The organism is Pseudomonas putida (assembly GCF_002741075.1).
Lineage (GTDB): Bacteria > Pseudomonadota > Gammaproteobacteria > Pseudomonadales > Pseudomonadaceae > Aquipseudomonas > Aquipseudomonas putida_T.
The window spans coordinates 231,484-254,968 of sequence record NZ_CP016634.1 but is presented as its reverse complement, the minus strand read 5'-3'; the positions used below and the strand labels follow the sequence as shown (position 1 = coordinate 254,968).

General features: G+C 60.3%; 18 protein-coding genes. 12 read left to right on the top strand and 6 right to left on the bottom strand.

What is annotated here, in order from left to right; translation table 11 throughout:
* Nucleotides 1–131 precede the first annotated feature (131 nt).
* The gene (locus IEC33019_RS01480; protein ID WP_070091748.1) at nt 132–731 is read left to right on the top strand and encodes a Yip1 family protein; all 600 of its coding nucleotides are present in this window, start codon (nt 132–134) and stop codon (nt 729–731) included.
* Between the two features lie 127 nt (nt 732–858).
* The gene (locus tag IEC33019_RS01475; RefSeq protein ID WP_070091749.1) at nt 859–1,353 is read left to right on the top strand and encodes a SprT family zinc-dependent metalloprotease; all 495 of its coding nucleotides are present in this window, start codon (nt 859–861) and stop codon (nt 1,351–1,353) included.
* Nucleotides 1,354–1,457: 104 nt separating this feature from the next.
* On the opposite strand, the gene IEC33019_RS01470 is transcribed toward IEC33019_RS01475, so the two are convergent.
* The 4 genes from IEC33019_RS01470 to IEC33019_RS01455 all read right to left on the bottom strand — a co-directional run bounded on the left by IEC33019_RS01470 (nt 1,458) and on the right by IEC33019_RS01455 (nt 5,938).
* Nucleotides 1,458–2,780, bottom strand: coding sequence for a dicarboxylate/amino acid:cation symporter (locus tag IEC33019_RS01470; protein WP_070091750.1), 1,323 nt, complete (start codon nt 2,778–2,780; stop codon nt 1,458–1,460).
* 391 nt (nt 2,781–3,171) lie between these two features.
* Nucleotides 3,172–4,518, bottom strand: coding sequence for an ATP-binding protein (locus tag IEC33019_RS01465; RefSeq protein WP_070091751.1), 1,347 nt, complete (start codon nt 4,516–4,518; stop codon nt 3,172–3,174).
* On the bottom strand, nt 4,515–5,192 hold the full coding sequence (locus tag IEC33019_RS01460) for a response regulator (RefSeq protein WP_070091752.1): 678 nt from the start codon (nt 5,190–5,192) through the stop codon (nt 4,515–4,517). The genes IEC33019_RS01465 and IEC33019_RS01460 overlap by 4 nt, the downstream gene beginning before the upstream one ends.
* Before the next feature lie 143 nt (nt 5,193–5,335).
* Nucleotides 5,336–5,938, bottom strand: coding sequence for an outer membrane beta-barrel protein (locus IEC33019_RS01455; protein ID WP_070091753.1), 603 nt, complete (start codon nt 5,936–5,938; stop codon nt 5,336–5,338).
* Between the two features lie 132 nt (nt 5,939–6,070).
* On the opposite strand from IEC33019_RS01455, the gene IEC33019_RS01450 reads away from it, so the two are divergent.
* Both IEC33019_RS01450 and IEC33019_RS01445 read left to right on the top strand, forming a co-directional pair.
* A complete protein-coding gene (locus tag IEC33019_RS01450; RefSeq protein ID WP_070091754.1) occupies nt 6,071–6,862 on the top strand; it encodes a dienelactone hydrolase family protein in 792 nt (263 codons plus the stop codon).
* Between the two features lie 78 nt (nt 6,863–6,940).
* Complete coding sequence (locus IEC33019_RS01445) at nt 6,941–7,642, top strand: 4'-phosphopantetheinyl transferase family protein (protein ID WP_070091755.1); 702 nt, start codon at nt 6,941–6,943, stop codon at nt 7,640–7,642.
* A 3-nt stretch (nt 7,643–7,645) separates the two neighbouring features.
* On the opposite strand, the gene IEC33019_RS01440 is transcribed toward IEC33019_RS01445, so the two are convergent.
* Both IEC33019_RS01440 and IEC33019_RS01435 read right to left on the bottom strand, forming a co-directional pair.
* Nucleotides 7,646–9,250 (bottom strand): ATP-binding protein, encoded by a 1,605-nt coding sequence (locus tag IEC33019_RS01440; protein ID WP_070091756.1) that lies wholly within the window; start codon nt 9,248–9,250, stop codon nt 7,646–7,648.
* Nucleotides 9,247–9,960, bottom strand: coding sequence for a response regulator transcription factor (locus IEC33019_RS01435; protein ID WP_070091757.1), 714 nt, complete (start codon nt 9,958–9,960; stop codon nt 9,247–9,249). The genes IEC33019_RS01440 and IEC33019_RS01435 overlap by 4 nt, the downstream gene beginning before the upstream one ends.
* A 778-nt stretch (nt 9,961–10,738) precedes the next feature.
* On the opposite strand from IEC33019_RS01435, the gene IEC33019_RS01430 reads away from it, so the two are divergent.
* The 8 genes from IEC33019_RS01430 to IEC33019_RS01400 all read left to right on the top strand — a co-directional run bounded on the left by IEC33019_RS01430 (nt 10,739) and on the right by IEC33019_RS01400 (nt 23,381).
* Complete coding sequence (locus IEC33019_RS01430; RefSeq protein WP_070091758.1) at nt 10,739–13,618, top strand: ribonucleoside-diphosphate reductase subunit alpha; 2,880 nt, start codon at nt 10,739–10,741, stop codon at nt 13,616–13,618.
* 172 nt (nt 13,619–13,790) lie between these two features.
* The gene (locus tag IEC33019_RS27960; protein WP_256544354.1) at nt 13,791–13,922 is read left to right on the top strand and encodes a hypothetical protein; all 132 of its coding nucleotides are present in this window, start codon (nt 13,791–13,793) and stop codon (nt 13,920–13,922) included.
* A 517-nt stretch (nt 13,923–14,439) separates the two neighbouring features.
* On the top strand, nt 14,440–15,690 hold the full coding sequence (locus tag IEC33019_RS01425) for a ribonucleotide-diphosphate reductase subunit beta (protein WP_070091759.1): 1,251 nt from the start codon (nt 14,440–14,442) through the stop codon (nt 15,688–15,690).
* 269 nt (nt 15,691–15,959) lie between these two features.
* Complete coding sequence (locus IEC33019_RS01420; RefSeq protein ID WP_172959794.1) at nt 15,960–17,570, top strand: type I restriction-modification system subunit M; 1,611 nt, start codon at nt 15,960–15,962, stop codon at nt 17,568–17,570.
* The gene (locus IEC33019_RS01415; protein ID WP_099592799.1) at nt 17,567–18,880 is read left to right on the top strand and encodes a restriction endonuclease subunit S; all 1,314 of its coding nucleotides are present in this window, start codon (nt 17,567–17,569) and stop codon (nt 18,878–18,880) included. The genes IEC33019_RS01420 and IEC33019_RS01415 overlap by 4 nt, the downstream gene beginning before the upstream one ends.
* Before the next feature lie 159 nt (nt 18,881–19,039).
* On the top strand, nt 19,040–19,369 hold the full coding sequence (locus IEC33019_RS01410; RefSeq protein ID WP_250169414.1) for an OST-HTH/LOTUS domain-containing protein: 330 nt from the start codon (nt 19,040–19,042) through the stop codon (nt 19,367–19,369).
* 3 nt (nt 19,370–19,372) lie between these two features.
* A complete protein-coding gene (locus IEC33019_RS01405; protein ID WP_099592796.1) occupies nt 19,373–22,657 on the top strand; it encodes a type I restriction endonuclease subunit R in 3,285 nt (1,094 codons plus the stop codon).
* A 13-nt stretch (nt 22,658–22,670) separates the two neighbouring features.
* Nucleotides 22,671–23,381: a YgjP family zinc-dependent metalloprotease gene (locus tag IEC33019_RS01400; RefSeq protein WP_099592794.1), complete on the top strand. Its 711-nt coding sequence runs from the start codon at nt 22,671–22,673 to the stop codon at nt 23,379–23,381.
* Nucleotides 23,382–23,485: the final 104 nt, after the last annotated feature.

Here is a 23,485-nt window from a genome sequence, read left to right as displayed (position 1 = left end):
CAGGTTTATGCAGGTAACCGCTTCCTATACTGCGAGATAAGGCCACACGACCGCTTGCATCGGTGTCCAGGCCTCGGGCCGCAAGCGCTCCACTTGGGGGGCGTTTGACAACGACGATAGGAGTGACCGGCATGATCCATCACGTTCTGGGGCTGTTTACCCACCCTGACCAGGAGTGGAAGGAGATCCGTGGCGAGGACGAAAGCATCAGCCACATGTACCTAACCCACACGCTGATACTGGCCGCGATCCCGGCTGTCTCAGCGTTCATCGGCACCACCCAGGTCGGCTGGGTCATCGGTGATCGGCCGGCGGTGATGCTGACGATGGAAAGCGCACTCTGGATGAGCATCATGTCCTACCTGGCGATGCTCGCCGGGGTCGCGGTCATGGGTGCCTTCATCCACTGGATGGCTCGCACCTACGATGCCACCCCATCCATGGCGCAATGCGTGGCGTTTGCCACCTATACCGCCACCCCGCTGTTCATCGGCGGCCTGGCGGCGCTCTACCCGCACCTCTGGCTAGGCATGCTGGTGGGCACGGCGGCCATTTGCTACACGGTCTACCTGCTCTATGTCGGTCTGCCGACCTTCATGAACATCCCCACCGACGAAGGCTTCCTGTTCTCCAGCTCCGTGCTGGCGGTAGGCCTGGTGGTACTGGTGGCGATCATGGCCGCCACGGTGATCATCTGGGGGCTGGGTGTGGGGCCTGTCTATACCAACTAGATCCAACGCAACATAGGAGCGTCACCCGAGGCCGCCGCAAGGCGGCCTCGGCTTGTGTGCTGACAGATGGCCCGGCAGGTACCTGACGCTTGCGGCATAATTGCCCGCTCAGGAGAACCACCCCGTCATGCCCGAGCTGCTCAAACAACGCGTCGAAACCTGCTACCAGCAAGCCGAAACCTTCTTCAAACGTACCTTCCCCCGCCCGGAAGTCAGTTTCAAGCTGCGCGGCCAGAAGGCCGGCGTCGCTCATCTTCACGAGAACCTGTTGCGCTTCAACCTGCAGCTGTACCGCGAGAACCAAGAGGACTTCCTGCGCCAGACCGTGGCTCATGAAGTCGCACACCTGGTGGCGCACCAGCTGTTCGGCGACAGGATCCAGGCCCATGGCGAGGAATGGCAACTGATCATGCGTGGCGTGTACGAACTGCCACCGAACCGTTGCCACAACTATGAAGTGAAGCGGCGCGTGGCCACCCGCTACATCTATCGCTGCCCCTGCCCGGAAAGTGACTTCCCGTTCACCGCACAGCGGCACAAGCTGGTGCGCCAGGGGCGGCGCTACCTGTGCCGGCGGTGCCGGGCGATCCTGGTGTACAGCGGCGAGACCCGCGTCGAATGACAAACAGCATTCGCGGTTAAATCCGCTTCCACAAGGCTTAGACCGGCAGGCACTCCAAACAAAGAAGGCGACCCGAGGGTCGCCTTCTTTGTTTCACAACGTAATCAACGCGCCGGGCCTTCGGCCACGCCCAGGTCATCGACCGGACGAGGGTCGACCAACGGCGAGCCACCAGAGGCCAGCTCGGCCTGCAGCGTGTCGGTGTCCAGCTCGTTGACCCACTTGGCCACGACCACGGTGGCCACGGCGTTGCCGATCAGGTTGGTCAGCGCACGCGCCTCGGACATGAAGCGATCGATGCCCAGGATCAGCGCCAGGCCCGCCACCGGCAGGTGACCCACGGCGGACAGGGTGGCGGCCAGGACGATAAAGCCGGACCCCGTGACACCCGCGGCCCCTTTGGACGCGATCAGCAACACCAGCAGCAGGGTGATCTGGTGGGTGATGTCCATAGTGGTGTCGGTGGCCTGGGCGATGAACACCGCGGCCATGGTCAGGTAGATCGAGGTGCCGTCCAGGTTGAACGAGTAGCCGGTGGGGATCACCAGACCCACCACGGACTTCTTGGCGCCCAGGCGCTCCATCTTGGCCAGCATGCGCGGCAGGGCCGACTCCGAGGAGGAAGTGCCGAGCACGATCATCAGCTCCTCACGGATGTAGCGGATCAGCTTGAGCACACTGAAGCCGTGGAAGCGGCAGATGCTGCCCAGCACCACCAGGATGAACAGCAGGCAGGTGACGTAGAAGCAGATCATCAGGTAGCTCAGCTGCACCAGCGAGCCCACGCCGTACTGGCCGATGGTGAAGGCCATGGCGCCGAAGGCACCGACCGGGGCCAGCTTCATGATCATGTTGATGATGTTGAACATGACATGGGCGAAGCGGTCGATCAGGTCCAGCACCGGCTTGCCGTAGCTGCCCAGGCGGTGCAGAGCGAAGCCGAACAGCACGGAGAACATCAGCACCTGCAGGATGTCGCCATTGGCGAAGGCACCTACCACGGTGTTGGGGATGATGTTGAGCAAGAAGCCCACGGTGGTCTGCTGCGCACCTGCCGCGGCGTAGGCGGCCACGCTGCTGGCGTTCAGGGTGCTGACGTCGACATGCATGCCGGCACCGGGCTGGACCACGTTGACCACGACCAGGCCGATGATCAGGGCGATGGTGGAAACGATCTCGAAATACAGCAGCGCATAGCCGCCGGTCTTGCCGACCGACTTCATGCTCTGCATCCCAGCGATGCCGCTGACGACGGTGCAGAAGATGATCGGGGCGATGACCATCTTGATCAGTTTGACGAATCCGTCACCCAGGGGTTTGAGGGCTACGCCGGTTTCCGGGTAGTAGTGACCGAGCAGAATACCAATGGTGATGGCAACCAACACCTGGACATACAGGGATTTGTACAACGGCTGACGTGTCGTCATGGCTAGTTTTTCCTCAAGTGTGCCGGCCCACCCTTCCCAGAGCGTTGGGGCACCTAAAGCGCGAACCCTCCTGCACCTGGAGGGATTTGTCGTTGTGTTCGAGCTGCCTTGTGAAAGGCCTCTGCCAGGTCGATAGCAAGGCCGATGCCAAAATGCTCGCAATCAGTGCAACCCTCGTAATTCGGGGCTTTCAGCGCCCCATGGCGGGGCGGTCGCGCAGGTTGAGGTTGGCGGATTTCCGCCCGCTGGCGGGATTGGAAGGGGGGTGTTGGCGGGAATCCGCCCGGGGAGGGAAGCGTGCGCAGGCCAGTCTGCTCTATGGCCGTTCCCTTCGCTCCTCGCTCCCAGCTGGCAACGCCTGCGATGGGCCGCGCAGCGGCCCCAATGGGTTTCACTCCAGATGGAAAACGATCCGGAAGGCCGCGCCCCCAAGCGACGAATCATCCAGGCTCAGTTCGGCGTCGTAGCTGTCGATGATGTCCTTGACCACCGCCAGACCAATGCCCTGCCCCGGATGCTGGCGATCGAGCCGCTCGCCACGCTTGAGAATGCGCTCGCGCTGGCTGCCCGGTACACCAGGACCATCGTCCTCGACGTACAGCACCAACTGCCCAGGCGCTTGCTGCAGGCTCACACGCACCTGGCCGAGGCTCAGGCGGTAGGCGTTTTCCAGCAGGTTGCCGAACAGCTCCAACGCCGCCCCCTGCTCCATCGGCACCCAGGCATCCGCGGGGATGTCGAAGCTCACGACCACGCGCTTGTCGCGGTAGACCTTGTCCAACGTGTTGCACAAGCTCTCGAGCACCGGTCGCAATTGCACCCGGTGACGCACCAGACCGCTCTTGCGCAGGCTGGCACGCTGCAACTGGTAGTCGATCTGCTGGCTCATGCGTTCGATCTGGCTTTGCAGCACCCGCGCCTGCTCGCGCTCGCTGTCGCCCTGGCCGAGGCTTTCGCCGACACCTTGCAACACCGCAAGGGGCGTCTTGAGGCTGTGCGCCAGATCGTCGAGCGAATCGCGGTAGCGCTGGCGTTGCTCACGTTCGCTGCGCAGCAGACGGTTGAGCGAGCCGGTCAGGCGCAGCAGTTCACGCGGATGCTCGCCACTCAGGCCATCACGCGCGCCCGCCTCCACTTCGTCCAGCTCCAGGCTCAGCCTGCGCAACGAGCGCAGCCCCCAGGTCAGGCCGGCCCACAACAGCACCATCAGCGCCAGCAAGGCGGCGCCAAAGCCCAAATAGAGCTTTTCACGCAGGCCATCGAGGGTGTGCTGGTACTCCCGCACCGGTTGCAGCGCCACGATACTGAAGGCGGCGCTCTTGCCCCCGAGCAGCTTGACCTCGACGTCGTAGACGAAGAACTCCTCGCCATCGTCCTGATGGATCCGGGCGAACTCATTGCCACGCCCGTCATACCGTGGGCGATAGTTGATGTTCTGCCCGTTGGTGGCGCGCGAACGCCACACCAAGGCCCCCTGGCGGTCGAAGATGTAGCCGAGCAGGCCGGTATAAGGCAGGTTGTAGCGCTCGTCCGGCAACTGCTCGGGCATCTGCAGCCGCCCTTGTTCGATCCGCGCGGCGGAAATCAACGTCGTCACGTCCGAGGCCAGACGTTGTTCGATCGACTCCTGCAACGCCAGGCTGAAGGCTTTTTGCAGCGCCGGCAGCAGCCCCAGCATGAACAACAGCGCCAGCAGCGCCGCCGCCAGCATCAGGCGTACGCGCAAGGAGCGGATCATCGGCAGCGCTCGGTGAACAGGTAGCCCAGGCCACGCACCGTGTCGATCGGTTTGAAGCCACGGTCGCCCTCGAGCTTGCGCCGCAGGCGACCGACCAGCACCTCGATGACATTCGGGTCGCGCTCCTCGTCATCGGGATAGAGCTGTTCCATCAGGCGATCCTTGGCCACCACCTGCTGGTGATGGCGCATGAGGTATTCGAGGATGCGGTATTCGTAAGCGGTCAGGGCCAGCGGTTGCTCGTCCAAAGTCGCCTGCTTACGATTGAGGTCCAGCACCAGAGGGCCTGCCGCGATGGTCGATTGGGTGAAACCGCTGGAGCGACGTAGCAAGGCGTTCAGGCGCGCCTCCAACTCTTCGAACTGGAACGGCTTGACCACATAGTCGTCGGCACCGGCTGCCAGGCCTTCGACCTTGTCCTGCCAGTTGCCGCGGGCGGTGAGGATCAGGATCGGGAAGCTTTTGCCCTGGCTGCGCAACTGCCGGATCAGGTCCAGCCCACTCATCCCCGGCAGACCGAGGTCGACCACTGCCAGGTCGTGGTTGTATTGCTCGGCCTGGTAAAGCGCCTCTTCGGCATTGGCCACCGCTTCGACCACATGCCCGCTCTCGCCCAGGCGCGTGTACAAGTGGTGGCGTAACAGCGCTTCATCCTCGACCACCAGCAATTTCATGTCACTCTCCTTGATTCAATACCTGTGTCCGATGCCCTCGCGAGGCAAGCCCGCGCCTGCACGACATTAGGTCGACAGGCGCGGGCTTGCCCCACGGTGGGACCGGTGCAGCATATCAGCGTTACCCTGGCCCCTAGCCTAGGTCAGAAGGTGTAGTTGGCCGACAGGTAGGTCTGGGCGCTGCTGGTCAGCCGCAAGGTGCCCGCCTTGGGACCGCCATGCTCGGCCAGCTCGGTGCTGGCGTTGCTGCGCAGGTAACGGTAGCCCAGCTCCACCGAGGCGTTGTTGGTGATCTGCTGCAGCACGCCGGCCTGCAAGCCCACGGCATAGCCCACGTCGGTGTCGCGGCTGTAACCGGAGGACTCCTGGGACAGCTTGGTCAGGCCCAGGCTGCCACCCCCGAACAGCTTGGTGGTGTCGCCCACCGGCAGGAACGCATCGTAGCTGCCGAGCAGGTTTTCCTGACGCAGCTTGATGCCGCTGTGATCGCCCGAGACATTGTCGTAGGTCAGGTAGTAGCGGGCGTCGTCGTTGATCTTGCCTACGCGCACGCCCCAGGTGCCGTCCTTGCCGATGACGCCGTCTGCGTTCAGATGATCGGTGTTGCGTTGCAGCAGGCCGGACTTGCGGACCTTGTCGCTGGTCTGGCCATAGGTGAGGCTGGCGAAGGTGTCATCGGCAGCCTGGGCGGTGAAGCTGGCGGCGCAAACGGCCATGGCGACCATCAGGGTGTTGAGTGTTTTCATGGGTTGGATACTCCAGTTAGAGGCGATGTTCGTGTCTGGTGACTAGAGTAGGGAGGGAGCCCTGAACCGCGGCTGAACCCTGGCTGAACCCCGGCTGAACGAATCGCACCCTTTGTCCAAGGAGTACCGACCATGCGTTCCCTGCTTGCCCTGGCCCTGATGTGCAGTGCCGCCTTCGCCCAGGCGGCCGTGCAGACTCGCGAAATTCCCTACCAGGACGCCGACGGCCAGCGCCTGGTGGGCTACTACGCCTACGACGATGCGGTCGAGGGCAAACGCCCGGGCATCGTCGTGGTGCATGAATGGTGGGGCCTGAACGACTATGCCAAGCGCCGTGCCCGAGACTTGGCAGCGCTGGGCTACAACGCCCTGGCCATCGACATGTACGGCGATGGCAAGCACACCGAGCATCCCCAGGACGCCCAGGCGTTCATGGCAGCGGCGATGAAGGACCCCAAGGCTGCGGCACGGCGCTTTGATGCGGGCGTGGAGTTGCTGAAGATCCAGCCCAACACCAACAAGCATCAATTGGCAGCGGTGGGCTACTGCTTCGGCGGCAAGGTGGTGCTCGATGCCGCACGCCGAGGCGAGAAACTTGATGCTGTGGTGAGCTTCCATGGCCCGCTGGCCACCCAGACGCCAGCCAAGCCGGGAGTGATCAGGGCGAAGATCCTGGTGGAGCATGGCGAGGCCGACAGCATGATCCCGCCAGAGCAAGTGGCAGCGTTCAAGCAGGAAATGGACGATGCCGGCGCCGACATGACATTCGTTGCCATTCCCGGCGCCAAGCATGGGTTCACCAACCCGGATGCCGACCGCTTGAGCCACGGCGAACACGGCGGGCCGGACATCGGCTACAACAAGGCGGCGGACGAACGTTCGTGGGCGGACATGCAGGCCTTCCTCAAGAAATCCTTTGACTGAAAACCGGCCGGGCCAGTGATCGAGGGCCCGGCACTCGCCTGGTTTGCGCGGCCGGACGCCACTGGCACAATAGCCTCCATGACCAGACTTCCGCCCTGCTGCTCCCCCCTTCAATACCACTGGCCCCTGCCGCGCCCGGTCCCGGGTGCGGTGCTGGTCAGTTGTACCTTCGACCCTGCCCGACTGACGCCGGACGACTTCCAGCGCGCCGGCATCGAGCAAAGCGCCAGCCTGCAGCGCTCGGTGGCCAAGCGCCAGGCCGAGTACCTTGCCGGACGGGTCTGCGCCCGTGCGGCCCTGCATGCACTGGATGGACGTGACTATGTGCCCGCCACCCACGAGGATCGCTCGCCGATCTGGCCGGCCGGTATTCACGGCTCGATCACCCATGGCAAAGGCTGGGCCGCCGCCGTGGTGGCCGCCGATGGCGACAGCGGTGGCCTGGGCCTGGATCAGGAATCCTTGCTGGACGACGAACGCGCCAAGCGCCTGGCAGGAGAGATCCTCACCCCCGCCGAACTCCAGCGCCTGGACCCCAGCCAGCTCGCCCTGGGCGTGACCTTGACGTTCTCGCTCAAGGAAAGCCTGTTCAAGGCGCTCTACCCCTTGACCCGGCGCCGTTTCTACTTCGAACACGCCGAGCTGCTGGAATGGTCTGTCGACGGTCACGCCCGCCTGCGCCTGCTCACCGACCTGTCAGCCCAATGGCAGGCAGGCCAGGAACTGGAGGGCCAATTCTGCGTCCAGGACGGCTATCTACTGAGCCTGATCAGCGTGTAACGCCTAAACCTGTGCCTGGCTGCTCGGCCAGATCAGGCTGAAGCAGGCCCCGCCCAACGCTTCGCTGCGCCCGACCATGGCCCGGCCACCGTGCCAATAGATGATCCGGCGCACGATAGACAACCCCAGGCCATGGCCGCCGGAGGCGCGGGTACGGCTGTCGTCGAGACGGGTGAAGGGGGTGAAAATGCGATCCCAGACCCCTTCGGGAATTCCGGGCCCATCGTCTTCCACATCGATGCGGCAGCGCTCCTGGCCCAACTGATAGCTCATCCTGACCTGGGATTCGGCATGGCGCATGGCATTGCCCACCAGGTTCTGCAGCGCCCGGTGCAGGTAACGGGGTTCGGCATCGACCCAAGCGCCTGTCGCATCCGCGCCCTGGCAGTCCCCGCGCACCACCTTGACCTCGGCCCGCAACGGCGACAGCTCCTGGATCACGCGCTCGAGCAGCGCGTCGAGGTCCACGGCCTGGAACTTCAGGGCCGGGGTGCCCTGCTCCAGGCGGGCATAGGTCAGCATTTCATCCACCAGGTTGTCCAGGTCCTGGATGTCACTGTCCATGCCGGCCAAGTGCTTGGCCCTGGCCTGCTCGGTGCTGGCGCTCTCGAGCATCTCAAGGCCAAAGCGCAGACGCGCCACGGGCGTGCGCAATTCGTGGGACACAGCCCGCACTAGTTCGCGCTGCATGGTCAATGAGCGCTGCAGGTGTTCCGCCATGCCATTGAAGGCCTCGGCCAGGCGTCCTACCGAGTCGGCGTCGCCTGCAGGCACGCGGGTCTCCAGGCTGCCCTGGGCGATGCGTGTGGCGGCGACCTCCAGCCCCGACAGACGTCGCTCCAACTGACGCACCAACAGGTAGACCACCAGGCCGATCAGGCACAGGCCAAGGAAGGCGATGAGGACCAGCAATTGCGGTGGATACGGGTTGAGCTGATGCAACGGCCCGATCTCCAACACCCAGGGCGAGCCGGTCAATCCGGAGAACACCCGCACCGAATCGCCATCCTTGCCCAGCGCCATCACCGTGTCGCCCTCCTCCACCCGGCGCCGCTGGTCGTCGTCCAGACCCGCCCGCTCCAAGCGTTGCAGGGCGATGTCGAAGCCAAAGCCCTTGCTCTTGCTGATCTCGGCCAGGCGTCGTTGCTGCTCGGTGACCGGGTAACGCACCAGTTCATCGGCCAGCAGGTAGAGCGTGGCGCGGGCCAACTGTTCGCTGACCTGCTTGACCTGGGCCACCAGCAGTTGGTCTTCATCGCCGATCTGGCGCAAGACGCGCACGGTGTGCGGGCCGGTCTCCACCACCACCACCAGGCCTCGGCGCAGGCGCGTGCGCTGGCCGCCGTCCAGAGTGAAGGCCGAGGAAGGCTGCAGGTCCAACGGCACGCCGAGCAGGCGTTCCCAAATCAACAACGAGCGCTTGCGCTCCACCGGATCCTGCAGGGCCAGGTTGTCCGCCATGAGACTGAAGGTGCCCTGGGCCAGCCCTTCACGGTGCTGTTCGGCGCGCACTTGATTGACCAGGTGCAGGCTGAGCACGCCAAGCACCGCCACCAACACCAGCACGGCGAGCATGCCGCCGTAGATGCGCAGGAAGATCGAATTCATGGGGCCGCTGCCTGGGCGGCCTCGCCGACGAACAGGTAGCCTTTGCTGCGCAGGGTCTTGATCAGCCGCGGATGGATCGGATCGTCGCCGATCTTGGGGCGGATCTTGGAAATACGCACATCGATCGAACGGTCCTGGCCGTCGTAGCCGACGCCGCGCAGGGAGGTGAAGATCTCCTCGCGGGACAGCACCCGCCCGGCATTGCTGGTCAACAGCCAGAGCAGGTCGAACTCCGCGCCGGTCAGTTCGATCGCCTGCTCGCCCAGCCAGGCCTCGCGCAGGCGGTTGTCGATGCGCAATGGGCCAAACTGCAGTTCCTGACGCTTGCTTTCCGGCGCTTCGCTGCGCCGCAGCAAGGCGGTGATGCGGGCCAGCAGCAGACGCGGGCGCACCGGTTTGCAGACATAGTCGTCGGCGCCCATGTCCAGGCCCTGGACCTGGTCCAGTTCATCGCTGCGGGCGGTGAGCATGAGAATGGGACCAGCGTACTGGCCGCGTACACGCCGGCAGATGCTCAGGCCATCTTCGCCGGGCAGCATCAGGTCCAGGATCACCAGGTCCGGCTGGCTGTCGATGATGCGCCGCGCCGCCCGACCGCCGTCACCCTCCACCGCCACCTCGTAGCCGTTGGCCTGCAGGTACTCGGCGGTAAGCTCCGCCAGTCGCTGGTCGTCCTCGACGATCAATATCCGGTTGTTGGGCTGGTCCATGGTCCGCCTTCACTGTTTATTCTTGTTCTGAAGCCACCTGCTGGCGTTGCGGTGTGCGACCGACGATCGCATCGGGCCAGACAACCATCCTTCACCAAAAGGCAACATTGCCCGCGGATACTACGTCTCGTCCCTGCCCCTGCCAACCACGCCGAGCCGCCGGTCGCAGGCCCTCGACGGGAGTGGTTTTTGTGATAGGGTTCGCGCCCGAAAAAATCCGCGACAGGGCATCGGGACGCAGAAAAAAAGTGAAGGCCAGTTAGGACAAGGCCTACAGCGAATACCCACGGATCACACACAAAGTACGCACAAGTTATCCACAGGCGCTCGCCTTGCAAAGCCCCTAAGACCGCATTATCTTGTATCCCCATCGCAGCGAACCACTAGATATTGGGGTTCGAGCAAAATCACAAACACAAGTCAACAGAGAAGTTCAAGCGATTTTTCTGGCTGAACTTAACGTGATTCCAGCAGCCAAACCGCTCCTGCGGAGGCGACCGAGGCAAGCCCACCCAGGGCCTTGTTCGGGTATGAGTGTTGCAGGCCAGGCCTGACACTCATCAGCAACAGTTTTTGGGCCTGGCCCAAAACCTTTGACTTCGGCCAGGGAGCGGCAGGTTATTGCCCCTTATTCCTGAGTCTGTCCCGAAGTCGGTACGCCCGAGCGGGCGGTTACGCGTGCATGCGCGTCCCCGCTCAGGGCCATCAGGCTAGTGGATGGAACGGTGGGCGCCCCAAAGGCGCCTGAACAATATAGAAACTGTGGAGACACCCACCCATGCAAACCGACACAACTCGCGAGAACCCGCAGGCCAAGGTGCCGCAGGCCGCCGATTCGAACCAGGATCTGGCCGCGACCGCACCCGGTCAACTGCGCGTGATCAAGCGTAACGGTACTGTCGTCCCCTACACCGACGACAAGATCACCGTGGCCATCACCAAGGCGTTCCTCGCAGTTGAAGGCGGCACCGCCGCCGCCTCGTCGCGCATCCACGACACCGTCGCTCGCCTGACCGAACAGGTCACCGCGACCTTCAAGCGTCGTATGCCATCGGGTGGCACCATCCACATCGAGGAAATCCAGGACCAGGTCGAACTGGCCCTGATGCGCGCCGGCGAGCAGAAAGTCGCCCGTGACTACGTGATCTACCGCGAGCAGCGCGCCAAGGAGCGTGCCACCCGCGCCAACACCGACTCCGTTGTCGAGCCGCACCCAAGCATCCGCATCACCCTGGCCGACGGCAGCCTGGCGCCGCTGGACATGGCGCGCCTGAACACCATCATCAGCGAAGCCTGCGAAGGCCTGGCCGAAGTCGATGGCGAGCTGATCCAGCGCGACACCCTGAAAAACCTGTACGACGGCGTGGCCATCAAGGACGTCAACACCGCCCTGGTGATGACCGCGCGCACCCTGGTCGAGCGCGAGCCGAACTACTCCTTCGTCACCGCCCGCCTGCTGATGGACACCCTGCGTGCAGAGGCCCTGGGCTTCCTGGGCGTGACCGACAGCGCCACCCACCACGAGATGGCCGACCTGTACGCCAAGGCCCTGCCGGCCTATGTCGAGAAAGGCGTCGAGTTCGAGCTGCTCGACCCTGCCCTCAAAGGCTATGACCTGGAGCGTCTGGGCAAGGCCATCGAACACGAGCGTGACCAGCAGTTCACCTACCTGGGCCTGCAGACCCTGTACGACCGCTACTTCATCCACAAGGATGGCGTGCGCTTCGAGCTGCCACAGGTCTTCTTCATGCGCGTGGCCATGGGCCTGGCGCTGCAGGAAAAAGACAAAGAAGCCCGTGCGATCGAGTTCTACAACCTGCTCTCCTCGTTCGACTACATGGCTTCGACCCCGACCCTGTTCAACGCCGGTACCCTGCGTCCGCAGCTGTCGAGCTGCTACCTGACCACCGTGCCGGATGACCTGTCGGGCATCTACAAGGCCATCCACGACAACGCCATGCTGTCCAAGTTTGCCGGCGGTCTGGGCAACGACTGGACCCCGGTACGTGCCCTGGGCTCGTACATCAAGGGCACCAACGGCAAGTCGCAAGGCGTCGTGCCGTTCCTGAAGGTCGTCAACGACACCGCCGTCGCGGTCAACCAGGGCGGCAAGCGCAAGGGCGCGGTCTGCGCCTACCTGGAAACCTGGCACCTGGACATCGAGGAATTCCTCGAGCTGCGCAAGAACACCGGTGACGACCGTCGCCGTACCCACGACATGAACACCGCCAACTGGATCCCGGACCTGTTCATGAAACGCGTCTTCGACGACGGCAAGTGGACCCTGTTCTCGCCTTCGGAAGTGCCGGATCTGCACGACCTGACCGGCAAGGCCTTCGAAGAGCGCTACGAGTACTACGAAGCCCTGACCGAGTACAACAAGATCAAGGTGTTCAAGACCGTCCAGGCCAAAGACCTGTGGCGCAAGATGCTGTCGATGCTGTTCGAGACCGGCCACCCATGGCTGACCTTCAAGGACCCATGCAACCTGCGCTCGCCGCAGCAGCACGTGGGCGTGGTCCACAGCTCGAACCTGTGCACCGAGATCACCCTGAACACCAACGCCGATGAAATCGCCGTGTGCAACCTGGGTTCGATCAACCTGCCGAACCACATTGTCGATGGCAAGCTGGACACCGCGAAACTGGCGCGTACCGTCAAGACCGCCGTGCGCATGCTCGACAACGTGATCGACATCAACTACTACTCGGTGCCGCAAGCACAGAACTCGAACGTCAAGCACCGTCCGGTCGGCCTGGGCATCATGGGCTTCCAGGATGCGCTGTACCTGCAGCACATCCCGTACGGCTCGGACGCTGCCGTCGAGTTCGCCGACAAGTCGATGGAAGCGGTCAGCTACTTCGCCATCCAGGCCTCCTGTGATCTGGCCGACGAGCGTGGCGCGTACCAGACCTTCGAAGGCTCCCTGTGGTCCAAGGGCATCCTGCCGCTGGACAGCCAGCAGATCCTGATCGAGGCCCGTGGCGCCAAGTACATCGACGTCAACCTGGAAGAGTCCCTGGACTGGGCCCCTGTCCGCGAGCGCGTCAAGAAAGGCATCCGCAACTCGAACATCATGGCCATCGCGCCGACCGCGACCATCGCCAACATCACCGGTGTCTCGCAGTCGATCGAGCCGACGTACCAGAACCTGTACGTCAAATCGAACCTGTCAGGCGAGTTCACCGTGATCAACCCGTATCTGGTTCGCGACCTGAAGGCCCGTGGCCTGTGGGACTCGGTCATGATCAACGACCTGAAGTACTACGACGGTTCGGTTCAGCAGATCGAGCGTATCCCGCAAGAGCTCAAGGACCTGTACGCCACCGCGTTCGAAGTCGAGACCAAGTGGATCGTCGACGCCGCCTCCCGTCGCCAGAAGTGGATCGACCAGGCCCAGTCGCTGAACCTGTACATCGCCGGCGCCTCGGGCAAGAAGCTGGACGTGACCTATCGCATGGCTTGGTACCGTGGCCTGAAGACCACCTACTACCTCCGCGCCCTGGCCGCCACCAGCACCGAGAAGTCGACCATCAACACCGGCAAGCTCAACGCCGTTTCCAGCGGCGGCGACAGCGCCCCGGTCCAGGCGGCGGGCCCAGCCCCAGTGCCGAAGGCCTGCGCGATCGACGAGCCAGACTGCGAAGCCTGCCAGTAACACTCCATGCCGCGGGAGGTGCCTTCAGGCGCCGCTTGCGGCATTTTTGTATCTGCGTCATCGAGAGACACTGCCCTCTGCACGTCGCTTTCGCGAAGGGATAAAACAGTGCTGCCCCATACCCTGGATTCCAGGGCTTGGCGCTTCACTGACCCACACGGAAGACATCACGATGGCTCGGAAGAAACCTGCAACTCGCAAGATTGGCCGCAATGCCGAAACCGGTCGTTTCACCACGGTCGAAGAGGCGCGCAACAACCCCAGGACGCACATCGTCCAGACGTTGCGCAACCGCTGCCGCTAAGCCCCGCCCGGGAGGCCAAGACCTTCCGGGTGCGGTTTTTTCGATCCCGCCCGCCAGCCCTCAAAAACACAATATTTTGTGCTGGATCAAAAAATCAGACACCACATCTGCGACTTTTCCGCTAAACTCCTTCCCCGTGGAAACGACGCGTGATTCGTGAACGGACGCGCCTGATACCGGTCGAAAAATTACAGCAGACCGGCCCAGCGTCGCTCCGATCGGTAGCGAATTCCGTTATACTTCGCCCCCCTCGAAAAAGGGTTTAGCCAATGATCGACTGCGTGACACAAGCCGTACCCAACCGCTTGGCCGGCCCGCACGTTTTATCGTTGCCACACTGTATTCAAGCGTCCTGGCCCCTCCCCCGAGGCACGGACAGACGCTGACCCGACACCTTCAAACGTGACGAGCGCACGCGCTCACTGCCTGCCATATCGCCCTTTCGGGCCTTGCAGGCGTCACCTTTTTTAAAATCCAATCGGTTGCCCCGCGCAACCCTCTAGCAGGAGCCAGGACCATGCTGAGCTGGGACGAATTCGACAAGGAAGACGGTGAAGTCGCCGCCAAAGGCGCCACCCCCGCACAGGCCAATGCCGCCGCCACCCTCGACAAACTGGACAGCGCCGGTGACGCCGCAGCCCAGGAAGCCCGTGCAGCGACCGCCGACGACTCCGAAGCCGTCAAGCGCGCCAAAGCCGCCCTGAACGAACTCGACATCGCCGAAGGCCTGGCCGAACTCGAAGGCTCCTCCGCCCGCGTTCGCGTTGACGAAAAGCGCATGATCAACTGCCGCGCCGACCTCAACCAGCTGGTCCCGTTCAAGTACGACTGGGCTTGGCAGAAGTACCTCGACGGCTGCGCCAACCACTGGATGCCGCAAGAGGTCAACATGACCGCGGACATCGCCCTGTGGAAGAGCATGGACGGCCTGACCGAAGACGAGCGCCGCATCGTCATGCGCAACCTCGGCTTCTTCTCCACCGCCGACTCCCTGGTGGCCAATAACCTGGCCCTGGCCGTGTACCGCCTGATCACCAACCCCGAGTGCCGCCAGTACATCCTGCGCCAGGCCTTCGAAGAGGCGATCCACACCCACGCCTACCAGTACTGCATCGAGTCGCTGGGCATGGATGAGGGTGAGATCTTCAACATGTACCACGAGATCCCGTCGGTCGCTAAAAAGGCAGCCTGGGGCCTGAAGTACACCCGCGCCATCTCCGACCCCGAGTTCAACACCGGTACCGTCGAGACCGACAAAGAGCTGCTGCGCAACCTGATCGCCTACTACTGCGTCCTGGAAGGCATCTTCTTCTACTGCGGCTTCACCCAGATCCTCTCCATGGGCCGCCGCAACAAGATGACCGGCGTCGCCGAGCAGTTCCAGTACATCCTGCGCGACGAGTCCATGCACCTGAACTTCGGCATCGACGTGATCAACCAGATCAAGATCGAGAACCCACACCTGTGGGATGCCGCGATGAAGGAAGAAGCAACCCAGATGATCCTTCAGGGTACCCAGCTGGAGATCGAATACGCCCGTGACACCATGCCACGCGGCGTGCTGGGCATGAACGCAGCGATGATGGAGGACTACCTCAAGTTCATCGCCAACCGCCGCCTGACCCAGATCGGCCTGAAAGAAGAGTATCCAGGGACCACCAACCCGTTCCCATGGATGAGCGAGATCATGGACTTGAAGAAGGAGAAGAACTTCTTCGAGACTCGCGTGATTGAGTATCAGACCGGTGGTGCTCTGAGCTGGGACTGATTGCCCTGCTCGCTCAAAATCTCTAATCCGTGAAACCCTCTCACTAAGCGTGAAACGGATGCACCAAAAAGGGCTGCCATTTGGCAGCCCTTTTTTTGTTCTCTAGACGGCGATGCTCGTTTGATAGGGAGCGACGAAACGAGATGAATTTTCGGGCTCCAGATGGCGTTGACTTGTACAATCAAGCCCACTTTTCTGGTGTACCCATGCGCCATGGCAGCAATCGCTAGGTGCTGGGCGTCGTACTTTTTATAGGGATTGATTTACCCATGACTGACAAGCTGTCACTCGAAACGCTGGAGTCCTGGCTCTGGGAATCCGCGAACATCCTGCGTGGTTCCATCGACTCCTCCGACTTCAAGAACTACATTTTCGGCCTGCTCTTCCTAAAACGTTACAACGACGTCTTCGACGAGCGCGTCGCTAAGCTGATGAAGGACGAAAGCCTGAGCTATGGCGATGCCCAGGATGAGATCGAGGACAAATGGGGCAAGTTTCCGATCAGTGCTCGCTGGTTCGATTTGATCTCGCGCACCGAAAATATCGGCGAGGCGCTGGATAAGGCATTCGCGACCATCGAGGCCAACAACCCTGAGCTGCAACACGTTCTGACGGCTACGCAGTACGGTGACAAGCGGGTATTGGCGGATGCCACATTGCAGCGCCTGCTACGTCACTTTAACCAGTACAAGCTGGGCAATGACGACCTGTACAAAGCCGACATGCTGGGCGATGCCTACGAATATCTGATCAAGCAGTTTGCCGACGACGCCGGTAAAAAAGGCGGTGAGTTCTATACGCCCAAGGCCGTGGTGCAATTGGTGGTTGAGCTAATCGATCCGCAACCCGGCCACAGCGTGTATGACCCCACCTGCGGCAGTGGCGGCATGCTGGTGGAAAGCGCCCATCATGTATCTGATTTGCCCAATGGCACCCTGATGGGGAAACCCAATGTACTGCTGTACGGACAGGAAAGGAACCTGGGCACCTGGGCTATCGCCAAGCTCAATCTTTACCTACACAACATGCATGCCTCCATTGAGCGTGGCGACACCTTGGTGGAGCCTAAGCACCTGGACGGCGACTATCTGAAGACATTCGACCGGGTTATTGCCAATCCGCCCTTCTCGGCAAAGTCCTGGTGGACTCCGCTGGAGCTAAGCAACGAGAACGAGCAGGAAAATGGCAAGAAGGCCAAAGCCCCCAACTACAAGCAGGTCAGTGATCCTTATGGTCGGTTGGTCTATGGTATCCCTCCACGTAGCTTTGCCGACCTAGCCTTCGCTCAGCATATGCTGGCAAGCCTTAAAGCGGATGGTCGTATGGGAATTATCTTGCCCCATGGCGTTCTGTTCCGCAGTGGCGAGGAAGGAAAGATTCGCAATGGACTGCTCTTTGGCACCGACGCTGCCAACGGAAAACAGCCAGGAGATCTGATTGAAGCCATTGTCGGCTTACCACCTGCGTTGTTCTACAACACCCCCATTCCGGCTTGCGTACTAATTCTGAATAAGCAAAAGCCGCCGGCGCTGAAGGGCAAGGTAATCATTATTGACGCTAGTGCCGACTATGGTGATAACAAGGTGCAGAACAGTCTGCGGGTTGAAGACGTCACTCGTATCGTTAGCACTCACAAGGCTGCGTTCGAGCAGCAGACTGAGGTGGAGAACTACTGCCGTGTCGTCAAGCTAGACGAAATCCGAAGCAACGACGGCAACCTCAACATCGCCCGATATATAGACAACGGCGAGACCGAAGAGGCTGTAGATGTGGCCGCCACCTTGGCGCAATTGGCAATGCTGGCTGAGGAAGAAGCGCAAATTGATGCGCGGCTGAGTGGTTATTTCTCCGAACTAGGCTTGTTGGAGAATGAGGAATGAGCGTGGTCAACAAGCCCGGATACAAGGAGACTGAGATTGGATGGATACCTTCTGACTGGTCTGTCGAGAAAGTTGGATTGCTCGCGGATGTTGATTCGGAATCTCTATCAAATAAGACAGCCGCAGATTTCTCGTTTCGCTACATAAGCCTGGGCGACGTAGATTCTGGGCGGTTGATTAGTGGTCACGACCATATCAAATTTTCTGAAGCCCCTTCACGAGCGCGACGCAAAATCAAAACAGGGGACATCTTGTTTGCCACCGTCCGCCCTAAGTTAAAGGGGCATTACTTCGCGCGTCGCGTAGATGGCAATGTGATTGCATCAACTGGATTTGCTGTTGTTCGCGCAAGGGCAGAGATTGCGTCCCCCGAGTATCTCTATCAATCGTTGCTCTCTGGTGGAGTGGATGCACAAATCGAGAAACTGACGGTTGGCTCCAACTATCCCGCTGTAAATTCGGCCGACGTAAAAGGTCTATTGCTTACGACCCCTCCGCTCGCAGAACAGCAGAAAATTGCTGCTATTCTCACGGCCTTGGACGAGAAGCTAGACCTCATAACCCGCCAGACTGAAGCCACCCTTACCCTCAAACAGGGCCTGATGCAAACCCTATTCAGCAGGGGTATGGGCACCCAAGATGCCAGTGGTCAGTGGGTGCTTCATACAGAATTTAAAGAAGTGCTGTCGCTGGACATTCCTTCCACGTGGAAGGTAATACGGCTCGGCGATATTGCACCGCTAATTCGAAGACCGGTAGAAATCTGCCCCGATGCGGTATATCCCGAACTGGGCCTGCGCTCTTATGGAAAGGGGACATTTCATAAGCCAACTCTGCTTGGTTCTGAGGTTGGCAACAAGCGGCTATTCGAAATTAAAGCTGGAGACCTTCTGTTTTCAAATGTGTTTGCATGGGAAGGTGCCGTAGCTGTAGCAAAGCCCGAAGATGATGGCCGTTATGGTTCGCATAGGTACATCACATGCACCGTGGACAGGTCTCGGGCCGATACTTCCTACATCTATAGGTACTTGGTCACACCAGCTGGAATCGCCTCGCTCTCATTGGCATCTCCAGGCGGGGCTGGTCGAAACAAAACGCTTGGATTGAGCGCGCTGGCAAATATCACTATTCCTCTGCCGCCGTTAGCTGAGCAGCAGAAGATTAGTCAGATTCTAGATGACGTTGATGCAAAACGTCAGGTACTTGAAACGAAGCGATGTGCTGTTGAGTCTATTAAGCGTGGCCTGATGCAAAAGCTGCTAACCGGCGAATGGCGGGTCAAGCTCGATAGCTCTAGCGGTCCAAGCTGAGTCTTTCTTCATGGACGAAATTCCCCCCCCGCCCTCGGATCCTGTACCTGACCATCAGCGCACCGTGCAGCGCAAGCTTGGACTCTGTATGTTGCAATTGCAGCAGTACGAGCGGCTGCTCAATCCATGGATGAGGCTCGACAGCTGATGGTTTCGTTCATGCAAACCAAAGAGTACGAAGATGCTGTTTTCTACGGCATCTGGGTCGATGTCATCGTACACTGGCCCAGCAGCGGGGTAACTGCATGCTTGCGTGAAGCGGAAGCCAAGCTGGCTCAGGCGGGGTGGACACCTCTTTTGGAGGCCATTCACTGGATTGCCAAGACCTACCCCGAGCAGACGCCCAAGCGTTATGGCTGTGAGAGTTGGCATCATGTCATCCATGAGTCGCAGCAGTTTGAAATTCGTAAGCAAAGCCAAGCCGAAAATGGCGCTACGGTGGTTTGGTATCGCAGTCGTCCGAGGGAAACCTCCAGGGAGCAGGAGTAAGCAATGAGCCAGTCACCAGAGAAGGTCGGGGTCGAGCTGCCCGCCATCAATTGGTTGATCAAGCTGGGTTATACCCATCTGCCCGGTAGCCGGGTGCAAGTTGAGCATCGCCATCTGGCACCGGTACTGGATGATGTGTTGCAGGTTCGTCTGCTGGGCCTCAACCCATGGCTGGCGAGCGCACCCGGTGGCATCAGTGCGGCACTGATCGAGCTACATAAGCGCGTCAACGATGAGCTGTTGCCCGCCAACAAGGCGTTCTGGGAACAAGCGGTGCATCGTTCGGATATTCAGGTGAAGGATGTCGAAGGTAAGCCGCGCAGTGTGCGCTTCTTCGACGCCAACGATGCCAGCAACAACGACTTTCATGTGGTCGATCAGTACGTGGGGCGCAATGCCGATGGGGATGTTTTCCGCCCTGACCTGCTGCTGTTTGTGAATGGCTTGCCCCTGGCCATCATCGAATGCAAAGCCAGCCATCACCGCCTGGATGAAGCCTTGGGCCAATTGGATGGCTACCAAAGCACCTTCCCAACCCAGTTTGTATTCAACCAGGTCTGTGTTGGGCTGAATCGGCGTGAAGGGCTGTATGGCGCGATCCTGACCAAGCCAGCGTATTACGCCCGCTTTCGTTTGCAGGCGCAGGAAACTGCTGCTGTTGCTGCCCTATTAGACGATACACCCAGTGAGCAGGAGAGCCTGCTGTGGGCACTGTTCGAGCCGAGTCGCTTCCTGCAACTGATCACTCATTTTGTGCTGTTCGAAACCCGTGACGGCAAGACTGTGAAGAAGCTTCCGCGCTATCAACAATGGCGGGTTGTGTGCAAAACGGTGGATCGCCTGTGCGCGCCAAAGCCCATGGGCGGTGTTGTCTGGCATACCCAGGGTAGCGGCAAATCCCTGACAATGGCCCTGCTCGCGCGAATGCTGCGTGCCGATAGTACTGGGTTGAACAACCCTACCGTGCTGGTACTGACAGACCGCAAAGACCTAGATAAGCAGATCTTCGATACCTTCCATGCGGTGGGCATCAATGCCATTCATGCTGTGTCGGTTGATGGCTTGGTGAAGATGTTATCCAACGACTACGGCAGCGTATTTACCAGCACGGTGCAGAAGTTTCAGGAGAACGACCAGCCCGGTGAGCAGACTGCTGAGACTCCTGACGAAGAAGAAGATGAGCTGCAAGCGACCCGCCACCGACGTATTCGTGAGGAAAAGGACTTCTATATTGCGCATGAGCGCAATATCCGCCACTTGGAGGTGGATGAGAACGGTGAGCCGGTGAAGGCTCAGTGGGAGGAGATCAGCCGGGAGAAAGTGCACTTCCGAGTGCTGAGTACCAAGTCTAATTTCTATGTGCTGGTCGACGAAGCTCACCGCAGCCAGTACGACTTCCTCGCGGCCTTTATGCGCGCCAGCTTGCCCAACGCCAAGTTCATCGCTTTCACCGGTACACCGCTGCTGCAAGAGGACAAACACACATTGGGCGAGTTTGGTGGTGGTGCGTACATCGACGAATACCGCCTGCAAGAAGCGGTGGCAGATGGCGCCACCCTACCGATCAAATACCAGGATGCTTGGGTTGCGCTGTCGGCTAATGCTGAGTTGGATGCCGCGTTCAAAGAGCAGTTTGCCGACCAGAGTGAGGTTCGACAGCACGAGTTAAAGCGTGAACTGCTGCGCCGCTGGCGCCAGGCCGGTGACCGCATGGAGCAGGTCGCGGAGCATCTGGTCGAGCACTTCCTCAGTAACGTAAAAGCCAAGGGCTTGAAGGCCATGCTGGTGTGCGATGGCCGCGATATGGCGGTACGCTACAAGGATCTGATCGATGCAATCATGGTCGAGCGGGGGCAAAAAGGACTGCCAACCGTTGATAGCAAGGTAGTTATTTCCCTGGCCAGCATCACCCCTTCCCGTACGGGGGCTTCTGCCATGGAAGAGGCGGCAGAATGCGGGATCGAGACTGACAAGATTCGCAGCATCGAGGAGCGGGTCAAGGCCGAGGTGAAAGCCGGAAAGACCCCGGTGGCCATGCCGTCCGAGCAGATCGGAAATTTTGTCAGCAAGCTGTTTCCCCTGCCCTACGGTGAGGAAAGTAAAGGGCTTGATGGTAAGCCGCAGGCGAACAACGTCGGGCTGATCATCGTTTCAGACATGCTACTGACCGGGTGGGATGCTCCGATTGTCGGCACCATGTACCTCGACAAGCCGCTTAAGGAGCACACCCTGTTGCAGGCTATCGCACGGGTGAACCGTACTCTCCCAGGCAAGAATGCCGGTTACATCGTGGATTACCATGGAGTGGTTGAGCACCTTGACCATGCGCTGAAGATTTATGGCGGCGAGGTGAAGCCTTCACAGGTCTGGGAAGGGGTTGAAACCGAACTGCCCAAACTGCAAGCAACGCTCGACCGTATTCTCAAGCTGCTGCCGAAAAAGCATGACCCGGTGGTTCAGCGCGAGGCCTACAAAGACGACGCCGAGCGTTTCCTTGACCCCGCCACTCGGTTGGACATGGTCGAAGAATTTCTCGATCTGGTGAAACAGTTCAACCGCTCTGTGGACATCATCCTACCGGATGTCCGTGGAGTTCCTTTCAAGCCCTATTTCACCCTGCTAGGTGAGATTCGCCTGATGCTGCGAGACAAACTTCCGGGCAGTACCTACAAGGAACGCATCACCAAACTGGAGTCCGCGCTTCTGCAACAGCTGCTGGATGAGTACATCGCTGCCAGTCCGGCCAAGAGCCTGCTGGGCCACGAGGTGTCGATTCTGGATGCCCGCGATATGGAGCGGCTAAAGAAACTGGCGAGCCCTGGAAGTCGCGCCCTGGTGATGAAAAATCAGCTGAAGCAGACCATCGTCACCGGCAAGGACAAGGATCCAGCATTCTTCGACAAGATAGCCGATGAGCTGGAAAAACTGCTGGAAGAGGAAAAGGCCGGTCGCATTACTCAAGCCAAGTTCCTAGAGCAACTGGAGCTGTTCAGCCAGCGGATTCAGGACAAAGACAACACCGGGTTTAATAAGCCTGCGCACTCAGCGGTGTACCACTACCTTGGTACGTTACTGGCTGAGAACACGGCAAGAGTGGCTACGGCCAAGCTGTTCGAAGACGAAATGCTGAACCGTGCGCTGGCTACTGAAAACTGGAAGAAAATGCCGGATACGCACCCTGATTTTAGAGACCACCTGCGTGGGGTATTGATGCCTCTGGCGGGATGGGAGCGCTCAGTGGCGCGTGATCACGCCAAGCGAATCTTCGATATCCTGCTGAAAAACTGACGCGGCGTCCTCCATGCCAGTATTGAATTACGGTCAAACGGCTATCGAGTGGTACTTCCAGCCCGATAGCAAACTCAAGCGCCATTACGTGACGGTAGAACGGGGGCGGCCCGTTCTATTGCGAGGGCCGCAGGTGGATGAACCTGAGCAAGAGGCTTTGGTGCTGCGCCGCGCACGTTGGATTCGGGAAAAATTGGCACAGGTGAATCAGCCTTTGGCTAGTGAGTCTATCGTGACGGGTAGCCGCTTACGCTATGCAGGGCGCACCTATTACACTGAAGTTCGTCATGTGCCAGACGCGCTCAAACCACGGTTAGCTTTCACTGCCTCGCGTTTTATCGTTGATAACCCTGATGGTTTGAGTATTCCTCCCGAAGTGCTGATGCCCTTGCTGGAGCGGTTCTATCGAGAGCGGGCTCACGAGAAACTACCGCTACGTGTGCGCCACTGGCAGCGCGAAACCGGCTTACTGGCTGCCGGTATCCGTATTCGTCACTTCCAAAGCCGTTGGGCGAGTTGCGATGCAAACCACATCCTAGAGTTTCATCCTCGGGTGATGGAGCTGCCAGCCAGCGTGCAGGACTACGTCATCCTCCATGAGCTGTGCCATACGGTGGAAAATAACCATACCAAGGCCTTCTGGGCGCTGGTGGCTAGTCACATGCCGGGGTGGCAGCGGCAGCATCAGGTGCTGGAACAAGCTGCCTTTGGTGATGCCGTCTGATGCTCAGCGGACATTGTAGTTTTTTGCTTAGTGGAAATTAGCGTGATGGCCTCTGAAATAGCTTTGGCTAGAGAAATGCAGTGGAATAGAAATCTCACCGTCCC

Bases quoted from the DNA above. Each gene is read 5' to 3' on its own strand.
- IEC33019_RS01480 (WP_070091748.1), top strand. From the start codon at position 132: ATGATCCATCACGTTCTGGGGCTGTTTACCCACCCTGACCAGGAGTGG.
- IEC33019_RS01475 (WP_070091749.1), top strand. From the start codon at position 859: ATGCCCGAGCTGCTCAAACAACGCGTCGAAACCTGCTACCAGCAAGCC.
- IEC33019_RS01470 (WP_070091750.1), bottom strand. From the start codon at position 2,780: ATGACGACACGTCAGCCGTTGTACAAATCCCTGTATGTCCAGGTGTTG.
- IEC33019_RS01465 (WP_070091751.1), bottom strand. From the start codon at position 4,518: ATGATCCGCTCCTTGCGCGTACGCCTGATGCTGGCGGCGGCGCTGCTG.
- IEC33019_RS01460 (WP_070091752.1), bottom strand. From the start codon at position 5,192: ATGAAATTGCTGGTGGTCGAGGATGAAGCGCTGTTACGCCACCACTTG.
- IEC33019_RS01455 (WP_070091753.1), bottom strand. From the start codon at position 5,938: ATGAAAACACTCAACACCCTGATGGTCGCCATGGCCGTTTGCGCCGCC.
- IEC33019_RS01450 (WP_070091754.1), top strand. From the start codon at position 6,071: ATGCGTTCCCTGCTTGCCCTGGCCCTGATGTGCAGTGCCGCCTTCGCC.
- IEC33019_RS01445 (WP_070091755.1), top strand. From the start codon at position 6,941: ATGACCAGACTTCCGCCCTGCTGCTCCCCCCTTCAATACCACTGGCCC.
- IEC33019_RS01440 (WP_070091756.1), bottom strand. From the start codon at position 9,250: ATGAATTCGATCTTCCTGCGCATCTACGGCGGCATGCTCGCCGTGCTG.
- IEC33019_RS01435 (WP_070091757.1), bottom strand. From the start codon at position 9,960: ATGGACCAGCCCAACAACCGGATATTGATCGTCGAGGACGACCAGCGA.
- IEC33019_RS01430 (WP_070091758.1), top strand. From the start codon at position 10,739: ATGCAAACCGACACAACTCGCGAGAACCCGCAGGCCAAGGTGCCGCAG.
- IEC33019_RS27960 (WP_256544354.1), top strand. From the start codon at position 13,791: ATGGCTCGGAAGAAACCTGCAACTCGCAAGATTGGCCGCAATGCCGAA.
- IEC33019_RS01425 (WP_070091759.1), top strand. From the start codon at position 14,440: ATGCTGAGCTGGGACGAATTCGACAAGGAAGACGGTGAAGTCGCCGCC.
- IEC33019_RS01420 (WP_172959794.1), top strand. From the start codon at position 15,960: ATGACTGACAAGCTGTCACTCGAAACGCTGGAGTCCTGGCTCTGGGAA.
- IEC33019_RS01415 (WP_099592799.1), top strand. From the start codon at position 17,567: ATGAGCGTGGTCAACAAGCCCGGATACAAGGAGACTGAGATTGGATGG.
- IEC33019_RS01410 (WP_250169414.1), top strand. From the start codon at position 19,040: ATGCAAACCAAAGAGTACGAAGATGCTGTTTTCTACGGCATCTGGGTC.
- IEC33019_RS01405 (WP_099592796.1), top strand. From the start codon at position 19,373: ATGAGCCAGTCACCAGAGAAGGTCGGGGTCGAGCTGCCCGCCATCAAT.
- IEC33019_RS01400 (WP_099592794.1), top strand. From the start codon at position 22,671: ATGCCAGTATTGAATTACGGTCAAACGGCTATCGAGTGGTACTTCCAG.